The sequence below is a fragment of the Paraburkholderia sp. BL6669N2 genome, assembly GCF_003387275.1.
In the GTDB taxonomy this organism is placed as follows: domain Bacteria; phylum Pseudomonadota; class Gammaproteobacteria; order Burkholderiales; family Burkholderiaceae; genus Paraburkholderia.
On sequence record NZ_QUNA01000002.1, the window covers coordinates 987,820 to 1,010,302 of the forward strand.

Annotated in this window: 17 protein-coding genes; 16 read left to right on the plus strand and 1 reads right to left on the minus strand. The window is 62.2% G+C overall.

Annotated elements, in window-relative coordinates; all coding sequences use genetic code 11:
- The first annotated feature begins 14 nt into the window (after positions 1-14).
- From B0G80_RS27000 to B0G80_RS27025, 6 genes are all read left to right on the plus strand, one after another.
- Positions 15-1,379: a DUF1329 domain-containing protein gene (locus B0G80_RS27000; protein ID WP_116121052.1), complete on the plus strand. Its 1,365-nt coding sequence runs from the start codon at positions 15-17 to the stop codon at positions 1,377-1,379.
- A gap of 75 nt (positions 1,380-1,454) precedes the next feature.
- Positions 1,455-3,284, plus strand: coding sequence for a DUF1302 domain-containing protein (locus B0G80_RS27005; protein ID WP_116121054.1), 1,830 nt, complete (start codon positions 1,455-1,457; stop codon positions 3,282-3,284).
- 62 nt (positions 3,285-3,346) lie between these two features.
- On the plus strand, positions 3,347-5,704 hold the full coding sequence (locus tag B0G80_RS27010; RefSeq protein WP_116121056.1) for an RND family transporter: 2,358 nt from the start codon (positions 3,347-3,349) through the stop codon (positions 5,702-5,704).
- A gap of 30 nt (positions 5,705-5,734) precedes the next feature.
- Positions 5,735-6,715, plus strand: a complete 981-nt coding sequence (locus tag B0G80_RS27015) for a YCF48-related protein (RefSeq protein WP_116121058.1) — start codon at positions 5,735-5,737, stop codon at positions 6,713-6,715.
- A gap of 67 nt (positions 6,716-6,782) precedes the next feature.
- Positions 6,783-8,285 (plus strand): FAD-dependent oxidoreductase, encoded by a 1,503-nt coding sequence (locus tag B0G80_RS27020; RefSeq protein ID WP_258879053.1) that lies wholly within the window; start codon positions 6,783-6,785, stop codon positions 8,283-8,285.
- An 18-nt stretch (positions 8,286-8,303) separates the two neighbouring features.
- Positions 8,304-8,966, plus strand: a complete 663-nt coding sequence (locus B0G80_RS27025; protein WP_408968349.1) for a c-type cytochrome — start codon at positions 8,304-8,306, stop codon at positions 8,964-8,966.
- 82 nt (positions 8,967-9,048) lie between these two features.
- Here B0G80_RS27025 and B0G80_RS27030 read toward each other — a convergent pair whose 3' ends face one another.
- Positions 9,049-10,470 carry a TetR/AcrR family transcriptional regulator gene (locus tag B0G80_RS27030; protein WP_116121061.1) on the minus strand — a complete coding sequence of 474 codons (1,422 nt, stop codon included), beginning with the start codon at positions 10,468-10,470 and terminating at the stop codon, positions 9,049-9,051.
- 503 nt (positions 10,471-10,973) lie between these two features.
- On the opposite strand from B0G80_RS27030, the gene B0G80_RS27035 reads away from it, so the two are divergent.
- The 10 genes from B0G80_RS27035 (at position 10,974) to B0G80_RS27075 (ending at position 22,459) form a co-directional block, all read left to right on the plus strand.
- Entirely contained in the window at positions 10,974-12,107 is a 1,134-nt protein-coding gene (locus B0G80_RS27035) for a trans-acting enoyl reductase family protein (RefSeq protein ID WP_106285744.1), read from the plus strand.
- A gap of 165 nt (positions 12,108-12,272) precedes the next feature.
- Complete coding sequence (locus B0G80_RS27040) at positions 12,273-13,826, plus strand: class I adenylate-forming enzyme family protein (protein ID WP_116121063.1); 1,554 nt, start codon at positions 12,273-12,275, stop codon at positions 13,824-13,826.
- Between the two features lie 16 nt (positions 13,827-13,842).
- On the plus strand, positions 13,843-15,084 hold the full coding sequence (locus B0G80_RS27045) for a thiolase family protein (protein ID WP_116121065.1): 1,242 nt from the start codon (positions 13,843-13,845) through the stop codon (positions 15,082-15,084).
- Between the two features lie 11 nt (positions 15,085-15,095).
- Positions 15,096-16,586 carry an FAD-binding oxidoreductase gene (locus tag B0G80_RS27050; protein ID WP_116121067.1) on the plus strand — a complete coding sequence of 497 codons (1,491 nt, stop codon included), beginning with the start codon at positions 15,096-15,098 and terminating at the stop codon, positions 16,584-16,586.
- Positions 16,587-16,629: 43 nt separating this feature from the next.
- Positions 16,630-17,919, plus strand: coding sequence for an acyl-CoA dehydrogenase family protein (locus B0G80_RS27055; RefSeq protein ID WP_116121069.1), 1,290 nt, complete (start codon positions 16,630-16,632; stop codon positions 17,917-17,919).
- A 164-nt stretch (positions 17,920-18,083) separates the two neighbouring features.
- Positions 18,084-18,515 carry a DUF4148 domain-containing protein gene (locus B0G80_RS45420; protein WP_147309922.1) on the plus strand — a complete coding sequence of 144 codons (432 nt, stop codon included), beginning with the start codon at positions 18,084-18,086 and terminating at the stop codon, positions 18,513-18,515.
- A gap of 30 nt (positions 18,516-18,545) precedes the next feature.
- Entirely contained in the window at positions 18,546-19,295 is a 750-nt protein-coding gene (locus B0G80_RS27060; RefSeq protein ID WP_116121070.1) for an electron transfer flavoprotein subunit beta/FixA family protein, read from the plus strand.
- Between the two features lie 16 nt (positions 19,296-19,311).
- Positions 19,312-20,244, plus strand: a complete 933-nt coding sequence (locus B0G80_RS27065) for an electron transfer flavoprotein subunit alpha/FixB family protein (protein WP_116121072.1) — start codon at positions 19,312-19,314, stop codon at positions 20,242-20,244.
- A gap of 63 nt (positions 20,245-20,307) precedes the next feature.
- The gene (locus B0G80_RS27070; RefSeq protein ID WP_116121074.1) at positions 20,308-21,792 is read left to right on the plus strand and encodes an FAD-dependent oxidoreductase; all 1,485 of its coding nucleotides are present in this window, start codon (positions 20,308-20,310) and stop codon (positions 21,790-21,792) included.
- Positions 21,793-21,802: 10 nt separating this feature from the next.
- Entirely contained in the window at positions 21,803-22,459 is a 657-nt protein-coding gene (locus B0G80_RS27075; RefSeq protein ID WP_116121076.1) for a c-type cytochrome, read from the plus strand.
- Positions 22,460-22,483: the final 24 nt, after the last annotated feature.

Here is a 22,483-nt window from a genome sequence, read left to right on the forward strand (position 1 = left end):
TCGGAAGGAGAGTCATGATGAAAAAGCACACCATCGGAGCCTTGTCCGCCATTGCGGCCGCCTTTCTGCTGATGGCCGGCGCGGCCGTTGCGGACGACCTTACGCCCGAAGGCGGCGATCGGGCGGCGAGCAAGGATGGCGCGGTGCCGGCCTATACGGGCAAGCAGTCTGCGGAGCCTGGCTGGGAGTGGGGCAAGGTCCGCGGTGATTTCTGGAAGCACAAGAACGAGAAGCCGTTGTACTCGATTGACGCATCGAACGTCGATAAATACGCTGACCAGCTGACGCCGGGCCAGATTGCACTGCTCAGGCAGCAGAAGGGCTACCGGATGGATGTCTATCCATCGCATCGCGAATGCCAGGTACCAGACTTCGTTGCGCAGAACTCCAGGGAGAATCTCACGGCGGCAAAACTCGATTCAACGGGCGAGCAACTGCAGACCGCGGCGCTTCCGGGCGTCGCATTCCCGCAGCCGAAGAACGGAGCTGAAGCGATCCTGAACTACGAAACGCGATACCGGGGCGAAGGCATTGAATGGCCAACGGATCAAACTACCGTTTCGTCTCGCCCGGGTGGCGGCGAAGCGATCGATGTTGTCGGGCCGCAGGTGTACTACTTCCCGTCGGGCAAGGTTGGCAAGACCACCCCGCAGGACGTCGACCAGCTCAGCAACGCCATTTACTTCCAGATGAATTCGCCCGCGGCGCTGGCCGGACAGGCCTTCGTGCAGCGTCAGTATTTCGACAAGGACTCGGAAACCTATTACTACTTTCCCGGACAGCGACGGGTAAGACGCATGCCGGCCTACACGCACGACGCGCCGCTGATCGGCTTCGAGAACCAGTACCTGGTCGATGAATTCAACATGTTCAACGGCTCCATCGACCGCTTCAACTGGAAGCTGGTGGGCAAGAAGGAAATGATTGTCCCGTATGACGATTTCGGCATGTACAACTTCAAGGACAAGCTGCATGACGCCGCCACGCCCAATGGCCTCACATCCGGGCACCGTCGCTACGAGGTGCACCGCGTCTGGGTGGTCGAGGCGACGCTCAAGCCGACGGCGCGTCACGCCGCGTCGAAGAAGGTCTTCTACCTGGACGAGGATAGCTGGCTCGCGCTTGTAGGCGAGGACTATGACGCGCAGGGCAAGCTCTGGAAGGTGCGCGAGAGCTATCCGATCCCGGTGTGGGAGCTGGGTGGCACCTGCGACAACGAGGTCTGGGCACAGTACGACCTGACCAACGGACGTTACCTGGTCGATTCATCCACCTTCGGTCAGGGCAAAGACATCCACTGGTACCAGCAGATCAACGATCCGCGCTTCAAGGTTGACTTCTATTCGGCGGAGTCGCTGCGGTCGGTAAGCGAGCGCTGACGCTCGCTGGGAGGTCAGGGTCCGGCGCACGCGAATGGCGTGTGCCGGCTTGGAGGAGGACGGCAGGGCAGAACCATGAAAACGAAGATTATCGGCAGATATGTTGCGGTATCGCTGGCCATGTTCGGAGCGGCAGCGTCGAGCGCGTACGGTTACGAGTTCACGACAGGGATCAACGATCTCACGGGCTCGTGGGTGACCAACCTGACGGCAGGCGCGGCGATCCGGACCAAGAGCCCGAGCTGCTCGCTGACAGGCGATCCCAATTCCGGGGGGTGCGGCGCGGCGGCCAACACCAATCAATGGGGATTCGGCGACAACGGTGACCTGAATTACCGTAAAGGACAGGCCTTCAGTACCTACGTGAGCGCGACCAGCGAGCTGCTGATGAAGATGCCGAGCGCCGGTCTCAAGTTCATGATCCGCGGCACAGGGATGTACGACTTCCTCGCGAAAGACACAGCGAGAACGCCACTGTCGAGCACCGCATCGGCGCAGGTCGTCTACGATGCCCAATTGCTCGACCTGTGGGGCCAGAAAGATTTCACGATCGGCGGGCGGTCCGCTCACGTTCGGCTGGGCAACCAGGTGATCAACTGGGGCGAGAGCTTGTTCGCACAGGGCGGCATCAATACCACGAACTCGCTCGACATCCAGAAGCTGCTGGTACCGGGTTCGCAACTCAAGCAGGCGCTGCTTCCCGCGCCGATGGTCAGCTTCGCGGCTGATCTTTCGCATGGATTCAGTACTGAGGATTACTACCAGTTCAATTGGAACGGAAACCGCTATCCGCCCGTCGGGTCTTACTGGTCGACGACGAACAGCTTGGGCCGCGGTACGCAGCCACTCACGATCAGCACGGCTAACCTCAACGTGGCGGGTCCCAGTGCGGGGACGATTGCCGGTTCGAATAGCGGCAACCAGAATGTGCTCGACGGAATCAACAACGGTCTCGTCAATGGCGCATTCGCCGGGCCGCCCTTCTTTGATATCGGTCTTCCCGTCAACTGGCAGGCGCCGTCGAAGTACAAGCCGCAGTTCGGCTTCAAGTTCAACTATGCGCCGCGCTCCTTCGGAGCGAACTTCGCGTTCTACTACATCAACTACACGGACAAGTCCCCTGTGCTTTCGTCACTGGCCAACGGGACCGAGCAGTGGTCGTATCTGCAGAACCGGCAACTGTTCGGCGTCAGCGCGAATTTCGGGCTGGGCGACTGGGCGATCGGCACGGAGCTGTCGTACCGGCCTCATGACGCCGTGGCGCTGTCGAGTTGCTATGGCGCTGGTGGCCCGCTTGATCTGAACACCAATGGTGTGCCCGGTGTTAACTGCCAGCAGTGGACCGACATGAAGAAGTTTCAGTACGACATCAACGGCATCCTCGCCCTTACGCGCAGCGAGTATCCGTTCCTGAAGCTGATCGGCGCGGATTCAGCGACGCTGAGCGCGGAACTGACGTGGATCTACTACCCGGGCCTGAGGTCGAGCGGTATCACGCACACGATCAACGGACAGGGGGTGACGCAGGTGCCGCAGGCGGGCTACCTGCCGTGGCTGAACAACAACTCGGGTTTCGGCTATCCGATCGGCATGGCGCAGGGCACCTCGAGTTCCGTGGGCGCGACAGTCGACTTCAACTGGACTTACGACGGTACGCTGATTCACGGCTGGCAGGTTACGCCGGGCGTGACCTTCGCCGATAGCCTTTACGGGTACACGCCAACGCTCAGCGCGAACTACATGCAGGGCGCGAAGTCGTTGAACCTCTACGTGCTGTTCAACCAGAACCCGACCACCTGGCAGGCCGGCATCAACTACACGATGTTCTGGGGCGGCCATAACACCGTGGGGAATCCGTATTCGGACCGGAACTTCGTCGGGTTGTTCGTGACCCGGAACTTCTGACGGATCGATTGACGACCGACGGCGCACCGCGTGCGCCGTCGGGAGATTTAAGGGGTAATGTCGTGTTGAAACGTCTAGTCAGCCGCCTGGAAAAGGCCTTCTTCGGCCATCGCGCGCTCGTGATCGGCGTGATCGGCCTGTTTACTGCTGTGATGGCGGTGTTTGCCGTGCAACTGCGGATGGATGCCGGCTTCGAAAAGCAGATGCCGATCGGCCATGAATACATCCGCACGTTCCAGAAATACCGGAACGATCTGCTTGGTGCGAACCGGATCACGGTCGTCGTGCGCGCGCGGCATGGCTCGATCTGGACGCCGGAAGGCTTGACCCGCCTGTACAAGGTCACCCAGGCCGTCATCTATCTGCCGAACGTCGATCGCGTCGGGGTGCGCTCACTATGGACACCGAACGCGTTCGTCAACGAAATCACCGACGAAGGTTTCCGTGCGGAACCGGTCATCTCGGGCAACGTCACGCCGGATCAGCTGACGCCGGAGATCGTCGCGAAGATCCGTCACGCGACGACGGCGGGTGGCTATATCGGCACACTCGTGTCGCACAACGAAGACAGCGCGATGATCACCGCCGAGCTGAACGAGCGCGACGCGACCGGCAAGGTGCTCGACTACGTGGCGTTCAACCATACACTCGAAGCGAAGATCCGCGCGTTCGAGGATGCCGGCTACGAAGTGCAGATCATCGGCTTCGCGAAGCAGATCGGTGACATCGCCGACGGGGCGACCGGCGTGCTGGGCTTCTGCGCGATCGCGCTGTTGCTGACCGCGCTCGCGGTCTACACGTATTGCCGCTCGGTGCGCCTGACGGTGCTGCTGATCGTCTGCTCGCTGTCGTCGCTGGTCTGGCAGTTCGGCACGCTGAAGCTGCTGGGCTTCGGGCTCGATCCGCTCGCGGTGCTGGTGCCGTTCCTGGTGTTCTCCATCGGGGTCTCGCACGGCGTGCAGCAGGTCAACTTCATCGTGCGGCAGATCGCACGCGGACATAGCTCGTTCGATGCGGCGCGCCATAGTTTCATCGGGCTGCTGATCCCGGGTGTGCTGGCGCTCGTCACCGCCTTCGTGTCGTTCATCACGCTGCTGCTGATCCCGATTCCGATGGTGCGCGAACTGGCGATCACCGCGTCGCTGGGCGTGGGCTACAAGATCGTCACGAACCTTATCCTGCTGCCGGTCGCGGCGTCCTATTTCAACGTTACCCAGGCGTATGCCGAAAAGGCCCAGAAGCGTCAGGCGCGGCGCTCGGCGCTGCTGCGCCCGCTCGCGCGGGTGGCCCAGCCGAAGGTGGCGGAGGCGATGCTGGCCGTGACGCTGGTGGTGTTCGCGCTAGCGGTGTGGCAGAGCCGCGACCGCGTGATCGGCACGCTGCAGCCGGGCGCACCGGAGCTGCGCGAAGATGCGCGCTTCAACCGCGACGCGACGTCGATCGCCCGCAACTACGACATGGGTCTGGACTGGCTGACAGTGGCGGTCGAGTCGAACGGCAAGGCGTGCGACAACCCGGCGGTCGGTCAGTATGAAGACGAATTCTCGGCGGCGATGCGCACCGAGCCGGGCGTGGTGTCGGTGCAGTCGTACTCGGGACTGCTGCGCACCTACAACGCGGGCTACAACGAAGACTTCCCGAAGATGAACGTCGTGCCGATCGACGCCGAGAACTACGGCGCGGTGTCGGTCGATGTCCAGCGCATCAAGGGCTTCATGAAAGCGGACTGCAGCATGACCGCCGTCCACCTGTTCCTGACCGATCACAAGGCGACGACGATCAACCGGATCCTCGCCGACGTGAAGCAATACGCCGCGTCGCACCCGTTCCCCGGCGTCCACCTCCGCCTCGCGGCGGGCAACGCGGGCGTGCTCGCCGCCACCAACGACGAGGTAGAGAAGAGCGAACTGCCGATGATGCTGTACGTGTACGCCGCGATCGTCATTCTCGTGTTCGTGGCGTACCGCGACTGGCGCGCGATGGTGGCCTGCTGTGTGCCGCTGTCGGTGGCGACCTTCATCGGCTACTGGTTCATGAAGGAGCTCAGGATCGGTCTGACGGTGGCCACGCTGCCGGTGATGGTGCTGGCGGTGGGGGTCGGCGTGGACTACGCGCTTTACATCTATAACCGGTTGCAGATGCACCTGGCCGACGGTGATCCGATGCTGACGGCGATGGAACGCGCGCTGGAGTTCGAGTGCGTGGCGACGATCTTCACGGCGATCACGCTGGCGGTCGGCGTCGCGACGTGGAGCTTTTCCGCGCTGAAGTTTCAGGCCGACATGGGCAAGCTGCTCGCGTTCATGTTCCTCGTGAATCTGGTGATGGCGATGACGGTGCTGCCGGCGCTGGCGTCGGTCCTCGAGCGCTGGTTTCCGCGCAGCAAGCCGGCGCATGCGCCCAGCGTGCTGATCCACTGACGTCGGCGCCCCCATTTCAGAGACATAGCCATGATCAAGACTCTTGTAGCCGGAATCGTGCTTGCCGCGGCGACGGTATACGCAGCCCCGTCGGCTTTGGCCCAAGCCGACGGAACGATCGCAGCCTGGTCGGCGAAGCCGGCGCACGTGTGGGCGGCGCCGACCCACATGATGCTGATGGGCGCGACACGCGCCGGGTCGCGGATCGTCGCGGTCGGCGAGCACGGCATCGTGCTGCTGTCCGACGACGACGGCAAGACCTGGCGGCAGGCACGACGCGTGCCGGTGTCGGCGACGCTGTCGGCCGTGTCGTTCGCGGATGCGAAGCACGGCTGGGCCGTCGGCCAGTGGGGGGCGATTCTCGCGACCGACGACGGCGGCGACACGTGGGCCGCGCAGCGGCTCGATACGTCGGTCGACCAGCCGCTGTTCTCGGTGCTGTTCACCAGCGCGCAGGACGGCATTGCCGTCGGCCTGTGGTCGCTGATGCTGCAGACGCACGACGGCGGCAAGACGTGGGCACGCACGACGTTGCCGAAGCCGCCCGGCGGCGGCAAGGCCGACCGCAATCTCTATCATGTGTTTGCGGACTCCGCACACGCGCTCTACATCGTGTCCGAGCAAGGGATGGTGCTCAAGTCGGCCGATGCCGGCGCGAACTGGGCCTATCTGCCGACCGGCGGCAAGGGCACGTTGTGGTCGGGCGTTGCAATGCCGGATGGCCGGATCGTGGTCGGCGGCCTGCTCGGCAGCCTGTTCGAGAGTCGCGACGGCGGCACGACGTGGGCCGCGCTGAATACCGGCGCGCACAGCTCGATCACCGATCTGGTCGCGACCGGCGGCGGGCTGGTCGGCGTCGGGCTCGACGGGCTGACGTTCACGCAGCGCGTCGCGGGCGGCCCGGTCGATGTCGCGCAGCGCGCGGATCGCGCGACGCTCACCGCCGCGCTGATCGACGCGCGCGGGAAACCGATGTTGTTTTCGCAGGATGGTGTACTGACTGGGCTTTGAGCAGACTTTTGATTCTGGTCCAGACGCATCAGGCACCCTTAGCCATACCTGAAGAGTGAAAAAGAAAATGAAGGACGACATGGCATCGAGTGCAATGCCGGAAAACCAACCGGATGTACCGACCCGGCGCCAACTCCTGCGTATGGCGGCTGTGGGCGCCGCATCGCTGGTGGCTGGTAAGGTATCGATGGCTGAAGGTGCTGTCGCGGCACCGGCGGATCAAAGCATCCTGGACGTCGCCATCATCGGTGCCGGGCTGGCGGGGCTGACGGTCGCGCGTGACTTGAAGCGCGCCGGGTGCGAGTCGTTCGTCGTGTTGGAGGCGCGCAACCGCGTTGGCGGACGCACGTACAACCATGACCTTGGAAACGGTGTGGTGTCGGAAGCCGGCGGTCAGTGGATCGGCCCCGGCCAGACGGCCATTGCCGATCTGGCACGCGAGCTTGAAGTCGATACCTTCCCGACCTTCTACGCGGGCAAGACCACGGTGCTGGCTGGTGATGTCAGGGTGGCGCAGGATTTTCACGGCGGCATCGGCACCGACGATGCGATCGGCGCGAAGCTCGGAGAACTCGCGCGCGGCGTGCCTTCCGATGCACCGTGGGAAGCGAAGGATGCGGCCGAGCTCGACAAGCTGACATACGGTGACTGGCTGTTGAAACAAGGCTTGAAGTATGAGGACGGATACTTCATGGGCCTGGCCGCGAAGCTGACGACGGGCGGTGCCCCCGCACAGCTCGGGCTGCTGTTCTATCTGTCGATGATCAACAGCGCGAGCAACAGCCTGGACCAGCTCGAATCGACCAAGGGCGGCGCGCAGGAAACGCGCTTCGTCGGCGGCTCACAGATCCTCAGCATCAAGATGGCGAAGGGCCTGGGCGACAAGGTCCGACTGGCCAGCCCGGTACGCAAGATTGCCGGCTGGAATCGTGACGTTGTCGAGGTCTACACCGACCAGGGTGTGGTGCGCGCGCGCCGTGTGATCGTTGCGATGAATCCGGCGCTGTGCAACCAGGTCGTCTACGATCCCCCGTTGCCCGAAGGGCGCACGCAATTGCAGCGGCGCTGGCCGGCGAACGCGCCGATGCGCAAGACGGTGCACGTCTATGAGAGGCCGTTCTGGCGGGACGACGGCCTGAACGGCCAGATCTTCCAGGTCGGTGGTCCCGTTTCCATGGCCTATGACAACTCGCCTCCCGACCTGTCGGTTGGCATCATCAGCGCATTCGTGTCGCCGGCTTCGCTGCCAAGTCATGCCAAGGCGGCCGAGCAGATGCTGTCGGCGATTTACGCCAAGGCATTCGGAGGCAAGGCGCTGCAGCCGAAGCAGTTCCACGACCTGGACTGGGGCAAAGTCGATCCGTGGACGCTGCAATGCATTCATCCTTTGCCGCCCCGCTTCCTGACGACGTGGGGGAAGTTCCTTCATCCGTCGATCGGCAAGCTGATATGGTCGGGTACCGAGACGGCCGACATCTGGGCCGGCGCGATGGACGGTGCGGTGCGCTCCGGCCACCGGGCCGCGTTGCAAGCACTGGCGGCTCTGGCCCATCAAGGCGAGGTGGCGTAAATGCAGCGGACCTTATTCATGGTCACCATCGTGGCAGTTGCGGCAGCGGTCGGCGCGGGCGTGCTCTACGGACGCGATTTGACGGATGGCATGCGCTATGAAAAGGCCATGTCCCAGATCGGCGAGGCCAGCAAGGCCAACGCCGGCCCGTGGCCGCAGCCGCAGGAGACTTGCTTCGTCTGTCACGGCCCACGGGGCCGGTCGCTCAACGCCTGGTACCCGGCGCTGTCGGGCCAGCCCAAGGCCTATATCGCAGCCCAGTTGCACGCGTTTGCCAATGACCAGCGGCCCAACCCGTACATGGGGCCGCTCGCGAAGGGCCTCACCGATGCGCAGATCGACGCATTCGCAACCTATTTCGCGCAGCAGACGCCAGCGCGAAACGAAGATGTCCCGGCCGATGCAAAGCTCGAAAAGCGCGGGCTGGCGTTGGTCCAAGCCCGAAGTTGCCAGGCGTGCCACGGCGCGAACCTGATGGGCAAGGACTCGGCGGCACGTTTGGCAGGACAGGGGCGAGACTATCTCGCGAAGCAGCTAGCGGAGTTCAAGGCGGGCGCACGCAAGGACCCGACCGCCGCCATGAACGGCATCGCTGCAACACTGTCGAGCGAAGACATTTCCGCAGTTGCCCACTACCTGGCCGGAGTGTCGCCGGTCCGGGAGGGCATCGCTGCTCGCTGATTTGCCGGGAGGCCCTGAGATGTTCACGCCTGCGCACTGCGAGGGCGCCGCAGGCATGCCACCTGGATGGGGCGTTCCGTCATCAATCGGATGCCGTGTCGCTTGTGGCAAGGTGTCCGCGTGCGATGCGAGGCGTGATCGCTATCATCAGATCCACTACGCGGTTCATGTTCACACCTTGCGCTTGCGAGCCAAACCTCAGCAGCGATGCACCATCCATCAGTGCTGCGATAAGTGTCGCGCGGGCGAGGCATTCGCGCGCGGTCGCCGACGAATCAATCTCACGGATGAGATCAGCGTAGCTTACCCGGTAGGCGGCATAGACGCCTCCCACGATTTCACGCGTGATGTCCGAATGCTGGGCTAGTGCAAACATCTCTGCCCAGAGTCGAAACACCGCAGGATCTGCAGCTTCCGCAGCGACGGACGCGGCGATATCGCACAGACGTTCTAGAGCCGGTTTGCCACTCGGCTTGCCGACATCCGCGTAGTGGTCCAGATAAGCCTGCGTCAGCGCGCCAATTGTCGAGCGGAGCAGGTCATCGTGGGTCGGGAAATAGTTTTGGAGCGCGGACGGCAGGATGCCAAGCTCTCTCGCCACCCGCGCCAACGAGAAGCTCGCATAGCCTTCTGCCGCTAGCAGGTTGCCGGCGGTAGAGATGATCTCGTTGATCTTGGTTTCTCTACGCTTTCCCTGCGCCGTCGGTCGGTAATGGAAGGCGTCCTGAGCCGAGTGCTGCGCCCGCAGATCCAGCAACTCTGGCGGGAACCGCCCACCCTCTCCAAATATGCTGCCCTGGGTATCGCCACTGCCGTGAGCGGCACGAACGAGCGCTTCGCTTTCCAGCATCTCTGTAGGCGCGCTCACGACCATTTTGATGGTGCGCTTCGTCACACGAACGAACTCGATATAGTCCTTTCCGAGGTAATCGCCGTGGGAGGCGAATATAGTCATGCCGTCGATCTGCGCGACGATCACAGCCGCACGCACCAGGCACTCTTCGCCGGTCAGCGTCGGATGGAGTTCTGACAATAACTTCGCAAGGATCCCTCGAAACCGCACCTGAACCTCGTGCAGCAGTTCAGTGGCATAGGCTTCACGTGAGGCGAACGCCATGAGTTCCACCATGAACTTCGGCAGGTCGGTCTCGTTGATGGTCTGGAAAATATGGTTGATCAGCGCAGAGCAACGTTGCGCTGCACCGGTGCCCGGACGACTCGCGATCGCTGTGTAGTCCGCCATGACCTGGCTCATGTATGCCCGGAGCGCCGTGCTCAGCAATTCATCTTTCGTTCGAAAGTAGTACTGGAGATTTCCGTGTGTGATGCCCATGCGATCCGCCACGCGGCGTGTCGCGAATCCGGCATAGCCATCCTCCTGAAATACCTGGCGCGCTGTACCAAGGATCTCCCGGATACGCAGTTCCCGATTTCGTCGCGTTGACGGCTGCCTGGTTTCTTCGGAATGGTCAGGGTTGTTTTGCTTGACCGCGCCATTTTGCACTTTGGCTCTCCCATCACGTTAAAAGACAGTCCAAATTATAGGCCGATACGACGGAAGGGGGGAACGCCGCGCCGATTTTCCATGCCTGGGCGTGTCCATAGTGGCTACCTGAGTACAGCCGTCGAACACAGCCGGACTTCCTGCGCGCCACTCCGCCCACACCAGCCACGTACCGGACGCTTCGGCAGCCGCGCCACCCGTCTCCCGCAACACGCGAAATTGCCGCGATGCGACATCGTTTGTGCCGGGTTTGGTCGGTGTTTTCCCTATCGCGATCACCTTGCTTGTAGGCCGCATCAACGTTAATATTGGGCCAATTAAATGCAGTTTGTAGGCCATCAAAACGTCGAGATGTGGTGGCGGAGGCAGAATGGGACGCATCGCTCGATCTTGAGATCGAGCAGACATGCCGCACCGGCTTCGACCGACTGACGGCCAAGGCAGCTTTCCGCATCGATTTTGATTAACCCGATTTTCAACAACAGAGATATCAGGAGACAACCATGGCAAAGCACCCCGTCGTCGTCTATGGCGCAAGCGGTTACACCGGCATGTTGATCATGGACTGGCTGATCGATCAGAACATCCCGTTCACCGCGGTCGCGCGCAACGCAGGCCGGGCGAAGGAGATGATGGCGCAGCGTGTCGTGCGCCTCGAGTCGGCCAAATACGAAATCCTCGAAGTGGAACACAACGTGGATTCGCTCGCGAAGGCATTCAGCGGCGCAAAGGTTGTGTGCAACACCGTTGGTCCGTTCTTCAATTTTGGGCTGGTTGCGGTGGAGGCGGCACTCAAGGCAGGGTGTCATTACCTTGATACCACCGGCGAGCAGCACTTCATCCGCCAGGTGCGCGATCAGTTTGGCGAGCAGTTCCGTCAGGCCGGTTTGCTGGCGTCGCCGTCGAACGCGTACATGTACACGTTCGCTGAAATTGCGGCCGAACTCGCGCTCGAGACGCCGGGTGTCGATGCGCTGGAGACAGCGACCCTGGCGCGCGGACTGCGTGGCGCTGGTGCCGGCGTGAGCGTGGGCTCCGCCGCCACCATCTTCGAAAGCTATCGCCAGGAATCCTGCTATCTGTGGGAAAAGGAGCTGGTGCCGCACGAGAAGCACGCTTCGTTTTCCGTCGCCTCCCCCGATTTCCTGCAACCGGTATTCGCTCTGCCGTGGGGAGGCACTTCGCTGCCGGTGTACTTCCAGCACGATTCGCGCGTGCGCAGTTGCATCTCGAGCGTCGGCTTCTACGACAACAACGCGATGCGAATGGTCCATGAGCTCGGCCAAAAGTGGGATGCCGAGTACGCGCACCTGCCGCGCGAGCAGCAGGACGCGGTGCTGGCTAAGCTCGTCGATTCGACTACGCCGATCATGCCGCCGCGCGAGCGCACGTCGTCTCACCGTACCGTTGACTTTGCAATTGGCCGGGGTCAGCTCGCTGCGGTGCGCGCGACGGTGCACGGGATCACGCCGTATATCTCGACGGGTGCTATCCAGGCCGCCGGCGCGATCAAGCTGATCGACGGCGATACCGCCAAGGTCGGGTTCGCGTCCGGCTCGCAGGCGTTCGGGCATCGCTACCTGCTCGGCTTCCTTGAGCAGCGCGGCTTGGCGCGCGCCACGATCTCGCAGCTGTAGTTAAGTCGTCATGCGGCTGTGACTTGAACGTCAGGCCGTAGCAGGACACACGAAGCACGCCCCGGATGCTGTCTCGGGGCGGCACTGAACATCAATTTCGACCCGTATGCGGCAGGCAGGAGTCGTTCCGTCATCGACCCGGTACGGCTCCAGAGGAATACGAAAATGGCAATCATTGATTTTTTCGACCGCGGGTGGCGCATCAACCCCCACGGCGTCGCTTATATCCAGGGCGAGCGCAGCTTTTCGTTCCAGGAAATCGGCGAGCTTTCGTGTCGCATCGCCAACGGGCTGCTGGCTGCCGGGTTCGAAAAGGAAGCCAAGGCAGCGGTGTGGGCGGACAACGACGTAATGGGGTGGGGCTGCGCGCTCGGCATGTGGCGCGCCGGCATGGTGTACATCCCCGTCAACGGGCGCAACGCGGCGGCCGAAAACCAATACGTGCTGGACGCTTTCGACTGTGAAGCGCTGTTCTTCACTCAGGCATGTGCACCGATTCTGGAAGAACTGCGGTCCAGCCTGCCGAAAGTCAAGCTATGGGTGTGCGTTGACGCTGAACTTCCGTGGGCACCGTCGCTCGCCACCTGGAGCGACGGTCACCTGACCACCATGCCGCGCGTCGAGTACGACATGGACGATATCGTCACGTTGTCGGCAACGGGCGGTACCACGGGTGCCCCGAAGGGCGTCATGAACACGCACCGCGCGTTCCAGACGTACTTCGCGCAATTCATGATCGCGTTCCCATATGGAACGCAGCGCCCGGTGAATCTTGCCGCTGCGCCCATGACGCATACCGCGGGGATGATGTCGCTGCCGTGTACCGCACGCGGAGGCACGGTGGTCGTACTCCCGAAGCCGGATCCCGCGCTGCTGCTCGCCGCCATTGCAAAGCATCGCGTCACCGAGTTCTTCTTGCCTCCCACGGTTATCTATCGCCTGCTCGACATCCCCGGCATCGAGCAGCAGGATTTCTCGTCGCTCAAGTATTTCCTGTACGGCGCCGCACCGATGTCGGTGGAGAAGCTCAAGCGCGCCATCGAAGTATTCGGTCCGGTGATGGCCGGTGGTTACGGGCAGACCGAGGCCGCGGCATCGATCTCTAACATGGCGCCCGCCGAGCATTTCGTCGACGGCGAGATCGCGTCTGATGAACGGCTCTCGTCGGTTGGCCGACCGAACCCGCTGATCCGCGTCGAGATCATGAACGACCAGGACGAAGCGCTGCCGCAAGGCGAGACCGGCGAAATCTGCGTGCGTGGTGACCTCATCATGAAGGGCTATTACAAGGCACCGGACAAGACCGCCGAGACCATCGTCGGCGGCTGGCTGCACACTGGCGACATTGGCCACCTCGACGCCGAAGGCTACCTGCACATCACCGACCGCAAGAAGGACATGATCATCAGCGGCGGCTTCAACGTGTACCCGAGCGAGATCGAGCAGGTGATCTGGGCGCATCCGGCGGTGCAGGATTGCGCAGTGATCGGTGTGCCTGACGACAAGTGGGGCGAGGCGGTGAAGGCGATCGTGGAGCTCAACGTGGGCCAGACAGTAAGCGCCGAGGAACTCGTTGCCTTGTGCAAGGAGAAGCTCGGTTCGGTCAAGGCGCCGAAGAGCGTGGACTTTGTCGGCGCACTGCCGCGCAGCACGATCGGCAAGGTGTTGAAGAAAGACTTGCGCGAGCAGTACTGGCAAGGTCAGCAACGCAAAATCTGAGACGAGCGATAGACGAATGAGCAACATCTACATTGCCGGCATCGCCATGACGGTGTTTGGCCGTCACCTCGAACGCACAATCGACGACCTCGCTGGCGACGCGCTGCGCGGTGCGCTGCAGGACGCAGGCTGCAACGCCGATGCGATCGGTGTGGCCTACTATGGCGGCATTACCAATGGTCCGTTGCAAGGTCAACTGTCGATTCCAGGACAGGTTGTGTTCAGCAAGATCGGTCTGGAAGGCATTCCGGTTTTCAACGTCGAGAACGCGTGTGCGTCCGGCAGCACCGCCGTGCACCTGGCTGCGCAAAGCCTGAGAGCGGGCGTATGCGATGTGGCATTGGCCATCGGCGCGGAAAAGATGAACGTGCCGGACAAGGCGAAATCCTTCGCGCTGTTCGAGGGCGGGTGGGACGTGTCGCGTGTCGAGGAAAACTTTGCTCACCTGATGAGGATGGGCGAGGGCGTTGAGCCGCCACCCGGCTCGGAATCCGACCGGCCCTACAGCCGCTTCATGTCGGTCTACGCGGCGATGTGCCGCTATCACATGAAGACCTACGGCACGACGCAGCGTCAGATCGCTGCGGTCTCGGCAAAGAACCACGGACACTCGGTGCACAACCCGCTTTCGCAATTCCGCAAGCCGTTCACGATCGACGAGGTACTCGCGGCGCCGCCGATCACCTATCCGATCACACTGCCGATGTGCGCGCCGGTAACGGACGGGGCTGCCGCGGCCATCCTCTGCACGGAAGAGGGCCTGCGCCGCATCGGTGCCGATCGCAAGCGTTGCATCCGGATCGCGGCAAGTGTGATCCGCAGCTTCACGCATCGGCGCATCGAAGAGCCGGAAAAACACATCGGTCGCTTGGCGGCGCTACAGGCATACGAGCAGGCCGGACTGGGTCCCGAGGACATGGATGTAGCCGAGGTCCACGATGCCTCGGCCATGGGCGAAATCATCCAGGCCGAAAACCTCGGGTTGGTCGCGCTCGGTCAAGGTGGCCCCGCTGCCGAACGAGGCGATTTCACGATCGGCGGACGTATGCCCATCAATACGTCCGGTGGTCTCGAATCGAAGGGCCATCCGATCGGCGCGACCGGCATCGGTCAACTCTATGAACTGGTCACGCAATTGCGTGGGGAGGCCGGTGCACGCCAGGTGCTCGGCGCGCGGCATGCGATTCAGGAAAACGGGGGAGGCTTCCAGGGAATCGAAGAAGCAGCGCTTGCCGTTCATATTTTGAGTAAAGATTGACGGAGTTTGAGATGACCAAGGGGCTCGATACCAGGCAGGCCGGGCAGGCCGGTCAATCCGGACTGACGAGGCGTACTTTCGTAAAAGGTGCAGTAGCGACTGCCGTTGTCGTGCCGGCCGCCGCAGCCATGCAGAGTGCGCTCACGGCGCCGCGGGACGACGCCAAAGAAGTGGCCGACCTTGAAAAATATCGGGCGCTGGGCGGATGGGTCGAGAAGCCCGATGACATGCAATCCGCGCTTGAGGGCGATGTCAGCGCGGATGTGATCGTCGTGGGTGCTGGCTTCGCAGGCCTTTCCGCTGCACTGGAACTTGCCAGGCAGGGTGCGAAAGTGATTGTCCTCGAGCGTGAGTTTGCAGGCTTTGGCGCAAGCGGGCGCAATGCCGGCTACCTGGGCGGTGCTATTGCGCTTGAATACGATCTGTTCCTCAAGGATGTCGGCAAAGAACGCGCGCAGGAGATTGTCCGCTACTACGAAGACGCCGTCCCCTTCGTTGAAGGCAAGCTCAAGGAGCACGGCATCGACTGCGACTACAACCCGTCCGGGTTGATTCGCGCGGGCATTGATTGGTCACAGGAAAAAAAAGTACGCGAGGGCGTACAGGCGAGCGCGGAGTTTGGTGTCCAGTCAGCGTTTCTGGACGAGGCTCAGATGCGGGCACGGGGCATTCCCCCGGCGTTCCTGTTTGGCGAGTACACACCGCGCGGCGGCACGCTCCACCCGGGCAAGTACGTGATGGGTTTGCGGCGCGCAGCACTTCGGGCGGGTGTGAAGCTCTACGAGAACACGCCGCTGCTGTCCTATACGGAAGGGCCCCTGATTCAGGTGAAAACGCCACACGGTAGCGCAAGTGCTCCAGTGCTGATGCTCGCCACGAACGCTTATACCCCGCAGCTCGGCCTGCTTGCGGACAAGGTGGTGCCCTTGCGGGTATCAGCCATGGAGACCGAACCGCTTTCCGCGGCACAACTGAAATCGTTGGGCTGGGCGCGACGCGAAGGCATCATGACTGCACATTGGGTCATGGAAAGCCATCGGGTGACAGCGCAAAACACGCTGCTGGTGACCACCAAGCGACTGAACTATCCGTACGGATCGAAGACGCCGAATGTACCTGACTACGATCAGTACCGTGAGCTGAGGATCGCCATGCGCGACCGTTTCCCGACCTTGAGAGACGTTGCGATGCGGGCGTGTTGGAGCGGCTATATCAGCTTCGCCAACGACGCGCTCCCGGTGGTTGGCACGACCGGAGCGAACCAGAACATTTACTACTCCGCCGGGTGTTCGGGGCATGGTGTGGCGGCCCAATCCATGGTCGGCCACATGATTGCCCAACGGATTCTCGGTACCGAGCCGCCGCTGCTCACGGCGGTGCGCCACGAGTCGCCCTCGACGCTTCCCGAACCATTTCGATGGTGTGCCATGAAAGGGGCGCTGGCTGGCGCGGCCATTATGGACGACTGGGTAAACAGTAAGGTGAGAGGCGCCAAGGCATAAAGGCAAGCGCTTTTTAACTGCAAAAGGAAAGGAGGAGCACAACATGATTCGCCTGAAGAAAAACGTGGAGTTGCCAGCGGCCGGGCTGACCGGTTTCGAGACGCCGCTGAGTGAAGAGGAAAGTGCGATCCAGAGCAGCGTCCACCGCTTTGCGCGCGACGTGCTTCGTCCGATTGGCCGGGAGCTCGACCGCATGACGCCGGAAGATGTGATTGCCCCCGGGTCGCCATACTGGACGGCCATGATCGAGAGCGCAAAGCTCGGGCTCGACCCGCAACTGATTGCGCAATTCCCGCCAGAGATGGGTGTTCGGATCGAGTCGATTATCGGCGAAGAGCTCGGCTGGGGCGATTCCGGTCTGGCGGTTTCGCTCGGTGTTGCGGGCATGCCGTTGATGATGGCTCAATCGGTCGGCAATCAGGAACTGATCGACATGTGTACCGGCAAGATCGGCTGCTGGGCGAATACGCAGCCCGATCGCGGTTCTGACGGGGCGATTCTCTACCGCGAAGAGATCAGCGCGCATGGCAAGCAGCCGGTCGGGAACGTCTACGCCAAGGTCGGTGCAGACGAGATCATCATCAACGGGCAGTACTCGTCGTGGGTGTCGAACGGATCGGTGGCACAGGTCGCGCTCGCCTACATGGCAGCGGACTATGGGGATGGTTTCTACGGTACCGGTGAGAACGCTGCCCAGACGAACGGTATTGGCATGATCATTCCGCTCGATTTGCCAGGCATCTCGCGAGGCAAGCCGCTGGACAAGATCGGCCAGCGCGCGCTGCCGCAGGGCGAGATCTTCTTCGACAACGTCAGGGTTCCGAAGCGTTTCGCCATCGCGATGAAGGATGAATACCTCGGCAATCTGACCTCGACGTGGTCATTCGGTGGAACGCATATGTGCCAGGTCTTTACCGGCGTGGCTCGCGCCGCGTTTGAAATGGCGCTGGCCTATTGCCACGAACGCAAGCAGGGCGGCGGCTTCCTCATCGAGCACCAAATGACGCAACTGCGCCTGGGCGACATGCTGCGCCGGCTGGAGATGGCACGTGCCATTGCCCGTCGCAGTCTCGCGTTCGCGAGGATGTCGCCGCAAACCCATCCCTACGCGACTGCGCAGGCCAAGGTCAGCGTGACAGAGGAAGCCATGAAGATCACGCACGAGGCATTCCAGCTCTTCGGCGGCAACGGGACCACGCGCGAGTATCCGATCGAGAAGCTCTTCCGCGACGTCCGGTCCGCGTTGATCGAAGACGGCGAAAACTACCACCTCACAATGCGCCTTGGCGTGCTCGCAAGCCGGCTCTATCAGAACGGCTGGACGAAGGAATAAGCGGGACGCGCCGTCGCTCCCGGGTTGGAGCGGGCGGCGCATCTCCAGATTCCGCGACGGGCAGCGGCCGAGCGTTTCGGACCGCATTTGTTTGAGAGGCCGGTGCAATACGACGCTGTATTTGAATCGTGCAGCGCCTTGCCCGGCGAGCCCGGTTATGAAACATGGCACAACGTGACGTTTCCATTAAGGAGGTCATGATGAATATGATTAGTATTTCGAAGCAAGTTTCCATGGCGGTCCTGTTGGTTTCCGTGGCTGTTGTTGCCCACGCCCGTGGAGGCGGAGTATCTCGTCCTGACCGATCGATTCCGCATTCGGTGGCTTTGTCGAGTGAGAATCCGGCCGAATCGGACGCAGCGACGGCGAAAGCAAGCGTGAACATGGCTCAGGCGGCAAGCGCCAGTCCGGTTTCGGGAAAAACCCGGGCCCAAGTGCAGGCGGAAATCCTGCAGGCAGGAGAGGCGGGGATGCTTGCATCGCGTGGCTTCGACTACCCGCCGAACGCGGACACGATTTCACGGAATCGCGCGCGATATCTGCGGCTCGAGCAGGCGTGGAAAGACGACGGAGTGCTTCCTGGCGCGAGCCAGTAAGCAGCGTCGAGGATTGAATCAGGAGACGAAATGAAAGTGCTGGTAGCGGTGAAGCGTGTCGTTGATGCGAATGTGAAAGTTCGCGTCAAGGCTGACGGATCGGGAGTCGATTTGGCGAACGTGAAGATGAGCATCAATCCGTTCGACGAAATCGCGGTCGAGGAGGCGGTGCGGCTGAAGGAAGCCGGCGTTGCGACTGAGGTGATTGTCGTTTCGTGTGGCGCGAGCACGTGCCAAGAGACATTGCGGGGGGCGCTGGCGATCGGCGCGGATCGCGCGATCCTCGTCGAGTCGAACGACAGCGTCGAGCCGCTGGCCGTCGCGAAGATTCTGAAAGCGCTGGTCGACAAGGAACAGCCGCAGATGGTGATCCTCGGCAAGCAGGCGATCGACGACGACTCGAACCAGACGGGCCAGATGCTGGCTGCGCTGGCGGGGCTGCCGCAAGCGACGTTCGCGTCGAAGGTGACGATCGCCGATGGCAAGGCCACGGTTGCGCGTGAAGTGGACGGCGGCGCGGAAACGCTGTCCCTGACGCTGCCGGCCGTGGTCACGACCGACCTGCGCCTGAACGAGCCGCGTTACGTGACGCTGCCGAACATCATGAAGGCAAAGAAGAAGCCGCTGGAAACGGTGAAGCCGGAAGACCTCGGCGTCGATGTCGCGCCGCGTCTGAAGACGCTGAAGGTGGTCGAGCCGCCGAAGCGCGCGGCCGGCGTGAAGGTGCCGGACGTGAAGACGCTGGTCGAGAAGCTGAAGACCGAAGCCAAGGTGCTGTAAGAGGGAGCGGAAAGAAATGACGATTCTGGTGATTGCAGAACACGACAACGCGTCGATCAAGGCCGCGACGCTGAACACGGTGGCGGCGGCAGCGAAGATTGGCGGTGACATCCACGTGCTGGTCGCGGGCCACAACGCGCAAGCGGCGGCCGACGCGGCAGCGAAGATCGCAGGCGTGTCGAAGGTGCTGCTGGCCGATGCGCCGCAACTGGCCGCAGGCTTGGCGGAAAACGTCGAGATGACCGCGCTGAACATCGCGAAGGACTATTCGCACATCCTCGCGCCGGCCACCGCGTATGGCAAGAACATCGCGCCGCGTATCGCCGCGAAGCTGGACGTCGCGCAGGTCTCGGACATCACGGCGGTCGATTCGGCCGATACGTTCGAGCGCCCGATCTACGCCGGCAACGCGATCGCGACGGTGCAGTCGAGCGATCCGATCAAGGTCATCACGGTGCGTGCAACGGGTTTCGATCCGGTTGCAGCGGAAGGCGGCAGCGCGTCGGTCGACAAGATCGCAGCGGCGGCAGATGCAGGCAAGTCTCAGTTCGTGAGCCGTGAAGTGACGAAGCTGGACCGCCCGGAACTGACGTCGGCCAACATCATCGTGTCGGGTGGCCGCGGTCTGGGCAGCGGCGAGAACTACACGAAGGTGCTGGAGCCGCTGGCGGACAAGCTGTCGGCCGCACTCGGCGCGTCGCGCGCGGCGGTCGACGCCGGCTACGTGCCGAACGACTACCAGGTCGGCCAGACCGGCAAGATCGTCGCACCGCAGCTGTACATCGCGGTCGGCATCTCGGGTGCGATCCAGCATCTGGCCGGCATGAAGGATTCGAAGGTGATCGTCGCGATCAACAAGGATCCCGAAGCGCCGATCTTCAGCGTGGCCGATTATGGCCTCGTCGGCGATCTGTTCACGCTCGTGCCGGAGCTGACGTCGTCAATTTGAGCGGGCAAGCCGAAGCGGTGACCCGCACAGGGCGGGCACCGTCATCATGTAGATAGAGGCTGTATGGCAAAAAAATCTTCTCCAACCAGTACGGCAAACCTGCAGCGCAGGCAATGGCTCAAATATGCCGGGGCCTCGGCTGCCGCGGGCACGCTCGCCGTGAGCGCCCAACAGTCGTATGCCGCCGTCACTACGGGCGCGCGAAGCACTGACGGCATTCTCGATGTCGCCATCATCGGTGCTGGACTGGCCGGCCTGACTGCCGCGCGAGACCTGCGTAAGGCGGGCTGCGAGTCCTTTCTGGTGCTCGAAGCCCGGGATCGCGTGGGAGGGCGAACGCTCAACTACAACATTCCCGGTGGGTACGTTTCGGAAGTCGGCGGGCAATGGATCGGTCCGGGCCAGACTGCCGTCGCCGATCTCGCGCGCGAACTGGGCGTCGGAACTTTTCCAACCTATTACGACGGGAAGACAGTCGTTCTGGGCGGTGAAGGGCGCGTGACAGTCGATCTGAAGGGCACCTTCGGTACCGACGAGGCGGTCGCGGCCAAGCTCAGCAAGCTCTCGCGCGACGTCCCCGGTGGCGCGCCGTGGAAGTCTTCGAAGGTCGGCGAACTGGACAGGCTTTCGGTCGGGGATTGGCTGGCGAAGCAGGATATCAAGCCGGAAGACCAGGTGAGCTGGAATGCCAGCATCATTCTCTCGGGTGGCGCGGCGCCGGCAAAGATGGGGTTGCTGCATTTCCTTTCGATGATCAATTCGGCGGATTGCGATTATTCTCAACTCGACGCCATCAAGCACAGCGCCCAGGAAACCCGCTTCATCGGCGGCTCGCAAATCCTCAGTATCAAGCTGGCCCTGCAACTCGGCGACAAGGTCCGCTTGTCTTCACCGGTTCGCCAGATTTCCGGATGGGACAGCGACGTCGTCACCCTGCATACGGACCATGGAGAAGTACGGGCGCGTACCGTCATCATGGCCATCCATCCGGCCTTGTGTCATCAGATGCAGTTCGATCCGCCCTTGCCCGAAAAGCGTGCGGCCCTGCAGGGCGCCTGGCCCGCGCATTCCCCCGCGCGGAAGACGGCCATGGTTTATCGCCGCCCGTTCTGGCGCGACAAGGGCATGAACGGCAGCATCTTCCAGGTCAATGGCCCCATTCTTTGGGCCTTCGACAACTCCCCGCCCGGTGGGGAGATCGGGGTCATCAACGCGTTCGTCGGGAATGCGATGGTCCCGTCCGAGCGGGACGCTGCAATGGCCATGCACAAGCAGTTCTACGCGCAGGCATGGGGCGACGAAGCGCTTTCTCCCATCGCCTATCACGATCAGGACTGGAGCAAGGCCGATCCCTGGACGATTACCTGCGTTTCCGCAATTCCGCCGGGCTTCTGGAGCGCGCACGGCGAGGCGCTGCGCCCGTCGTGCGGCAAGCTGATCTGGTCGGGAACGGAGACGGCAGATATCTGGGCCGGTTACATGGATGGCGCAGTGCGTTCCGGCCATCATGGCGCACTTCAGGCGCTGAATTCCCTGCGTCGAGCGTAAAAGGGTATCAATGAAAAAAATTCTATTATTTGGCATTCCTCTGGTTGCCGTCCTGCTGCTCGCCATTTTTGGTTCCGATCTGCTGGGACTTTATCGACTTCAGAGCTATGTCACGACGTCGGCGGCCGCTTACGTTGCCGATGGCGGGCCATGGCCGCACGTGGTCGACACCTGCACCGTCTGCCATGGAGTCAAAGGAAACTCGCTCCATCAGGGATATCCGAGCCTGGCGGGGCAGCCCGCGCCTTACCTGGAAACACAGCTCCACAATTTCGCGAGTGAGGCACGGCGCAATCCGAACATGGGACCTCTCGCTAAGACGATGAGCGATCCGCAGATCAAATCGCTGGCTGCGTATTTCGCAAGTGTGACTCCGGTCGCGAATCACTACTTCAAGCCGGATGCACGGCTGCGCGAGAAGGGACAGCGCCTCGTGGCCGCGGGCAACTGTGTCGCATGTCATGGTGCTCAACTGATGGGCCACGACCAGTTTCCGCGGTTGGCCGGTCAGGGATACGACTATCTGCTTGCGCAGTTCGACGAGTTCGCTTCCGGCATCCGCAGTGAACCCACAGGCGTCATGAAAAATCTAGCGACTGGTTTTTCGCCAGAAGACCGCAAGGCCATTGCCATCTATCTGGCAAGCCTTGACCCGAAGAAAAATTGACCTATCAGATACAACCGGAGTTTG

What these genes read in the sequence shown, in the direction of transcription:
- B0G80_RS27000 (WP_116121052.1), top strand. Translation starts at nt 15, where the DNA reads ATGATGAAAAAGCACACCATCGGAGCCTTGTCCGCCATTGCGGCCGCC.
- B0G80_RS27005 (WP_116121054.1), top strand. Translation starts at nt 1,455, where the DNA reads ATGAAAACGAAGATTATCGGCAGATATGTTGCGGTATCGCTGGCCATG.
- B0G80_RS27015 (WP_116121058.1), top strand. Translation starts at nt 5,735, where the DNA reads ATGATCAAGACTCTTGTAGCCGGAATCGTGCTTGCCGCGGCGACGGTA.
- B0G80_RS27020 (WP_258879053.1), top strand. Translation starts at nt 6,783, where the DNA reads ATGAAGGACGACATGGCATCGAGTGCAATGCCGGAAAACCAACCGGAT.
- B0G80_RS27025 (WP_408968349.1), top strand. Translation starts at nt 8,304, where the DNA reads ATGGTCACCATCGTGGCAGTTGCGGCAGCGGTCGGCGCGGGCGTGCTC.
- B0G80_RS27035 (WP_106285744.1), top strand. Translation starts at nt 10,974, where the DNA reads ATGGCAAAGCACCCCGTCGTCGTCTATGGCGCAAGCGGTTACACCGGC.
- B0G80_RS27040 (WP_116121063.1), top strand. Translation starts at nt 12,273, where the DNA reads ATGGCAATCATTGATTTTTTCGACCGCGGGTGGCGCATCAACCCCCAC.
- B0G80_RS27045 (WP_116121065.1), top strand. Translation starts at nt 13,843, where the DNA reads ATGAGCAACATCTACATTGCCGGCATCGCCATGACGGTGTTTGGCCGT.
- B0G80_RS27050 (WP_116121067.1), top strand. Translation starts at nt 15,096, where the DNA reads ATGACCAAGGGGCTCGATACCAGGCAGGCCGGGCAGGCCGGTCAATCC.
- B0G80_RS27055 (WP_116121069.1), top strand. Translation starts at nt 16,630, where the DNA reads ATGATTCGCCTGAAGAAAAACGTGGAGTTGCCAGCGGCCGGGCTGACC.
- B0G80_RS45420 (WP_147309922.1), top strand. Translation starts at nt 18,084, where the DNA reads ATGGCACAACGTGACGTTTCCATTAAGGAGGTCATGATGAATATGATT.
- B0G80_RS27060 (WP_116121070.1), top strand. Translation starts at nt 18,546, where the DNA reads ATGAAAGTGCTGGTAGCGGTGAAGCGTGTCGTTGATGCGAATGTGAAA.
- B0G80_RS27065 (WP_116121072.1), top strand. Translation starts at nt 19,312, where the DNA reads ATGACGATTCTGGTGATTGCAGAACACGACAACGCGTCGATCAAGGCC.
- B0G80_RS27070 (WP_116121074.1), top strand. Translation starts at nt 20,308, where the DNA reads ATGGCAAAAAAATCTTCTCCAACCAGTACGGCAAACCTGCAGCGCAGG.
- B0G80_RS27075 (WP_116121076.1), top strand. Translation starts at nt 21,803, where the DNA reads ATGAAAAAAATTCTATTATTTGGCATTCCTCTGGTTGCCGTCCTGCTG.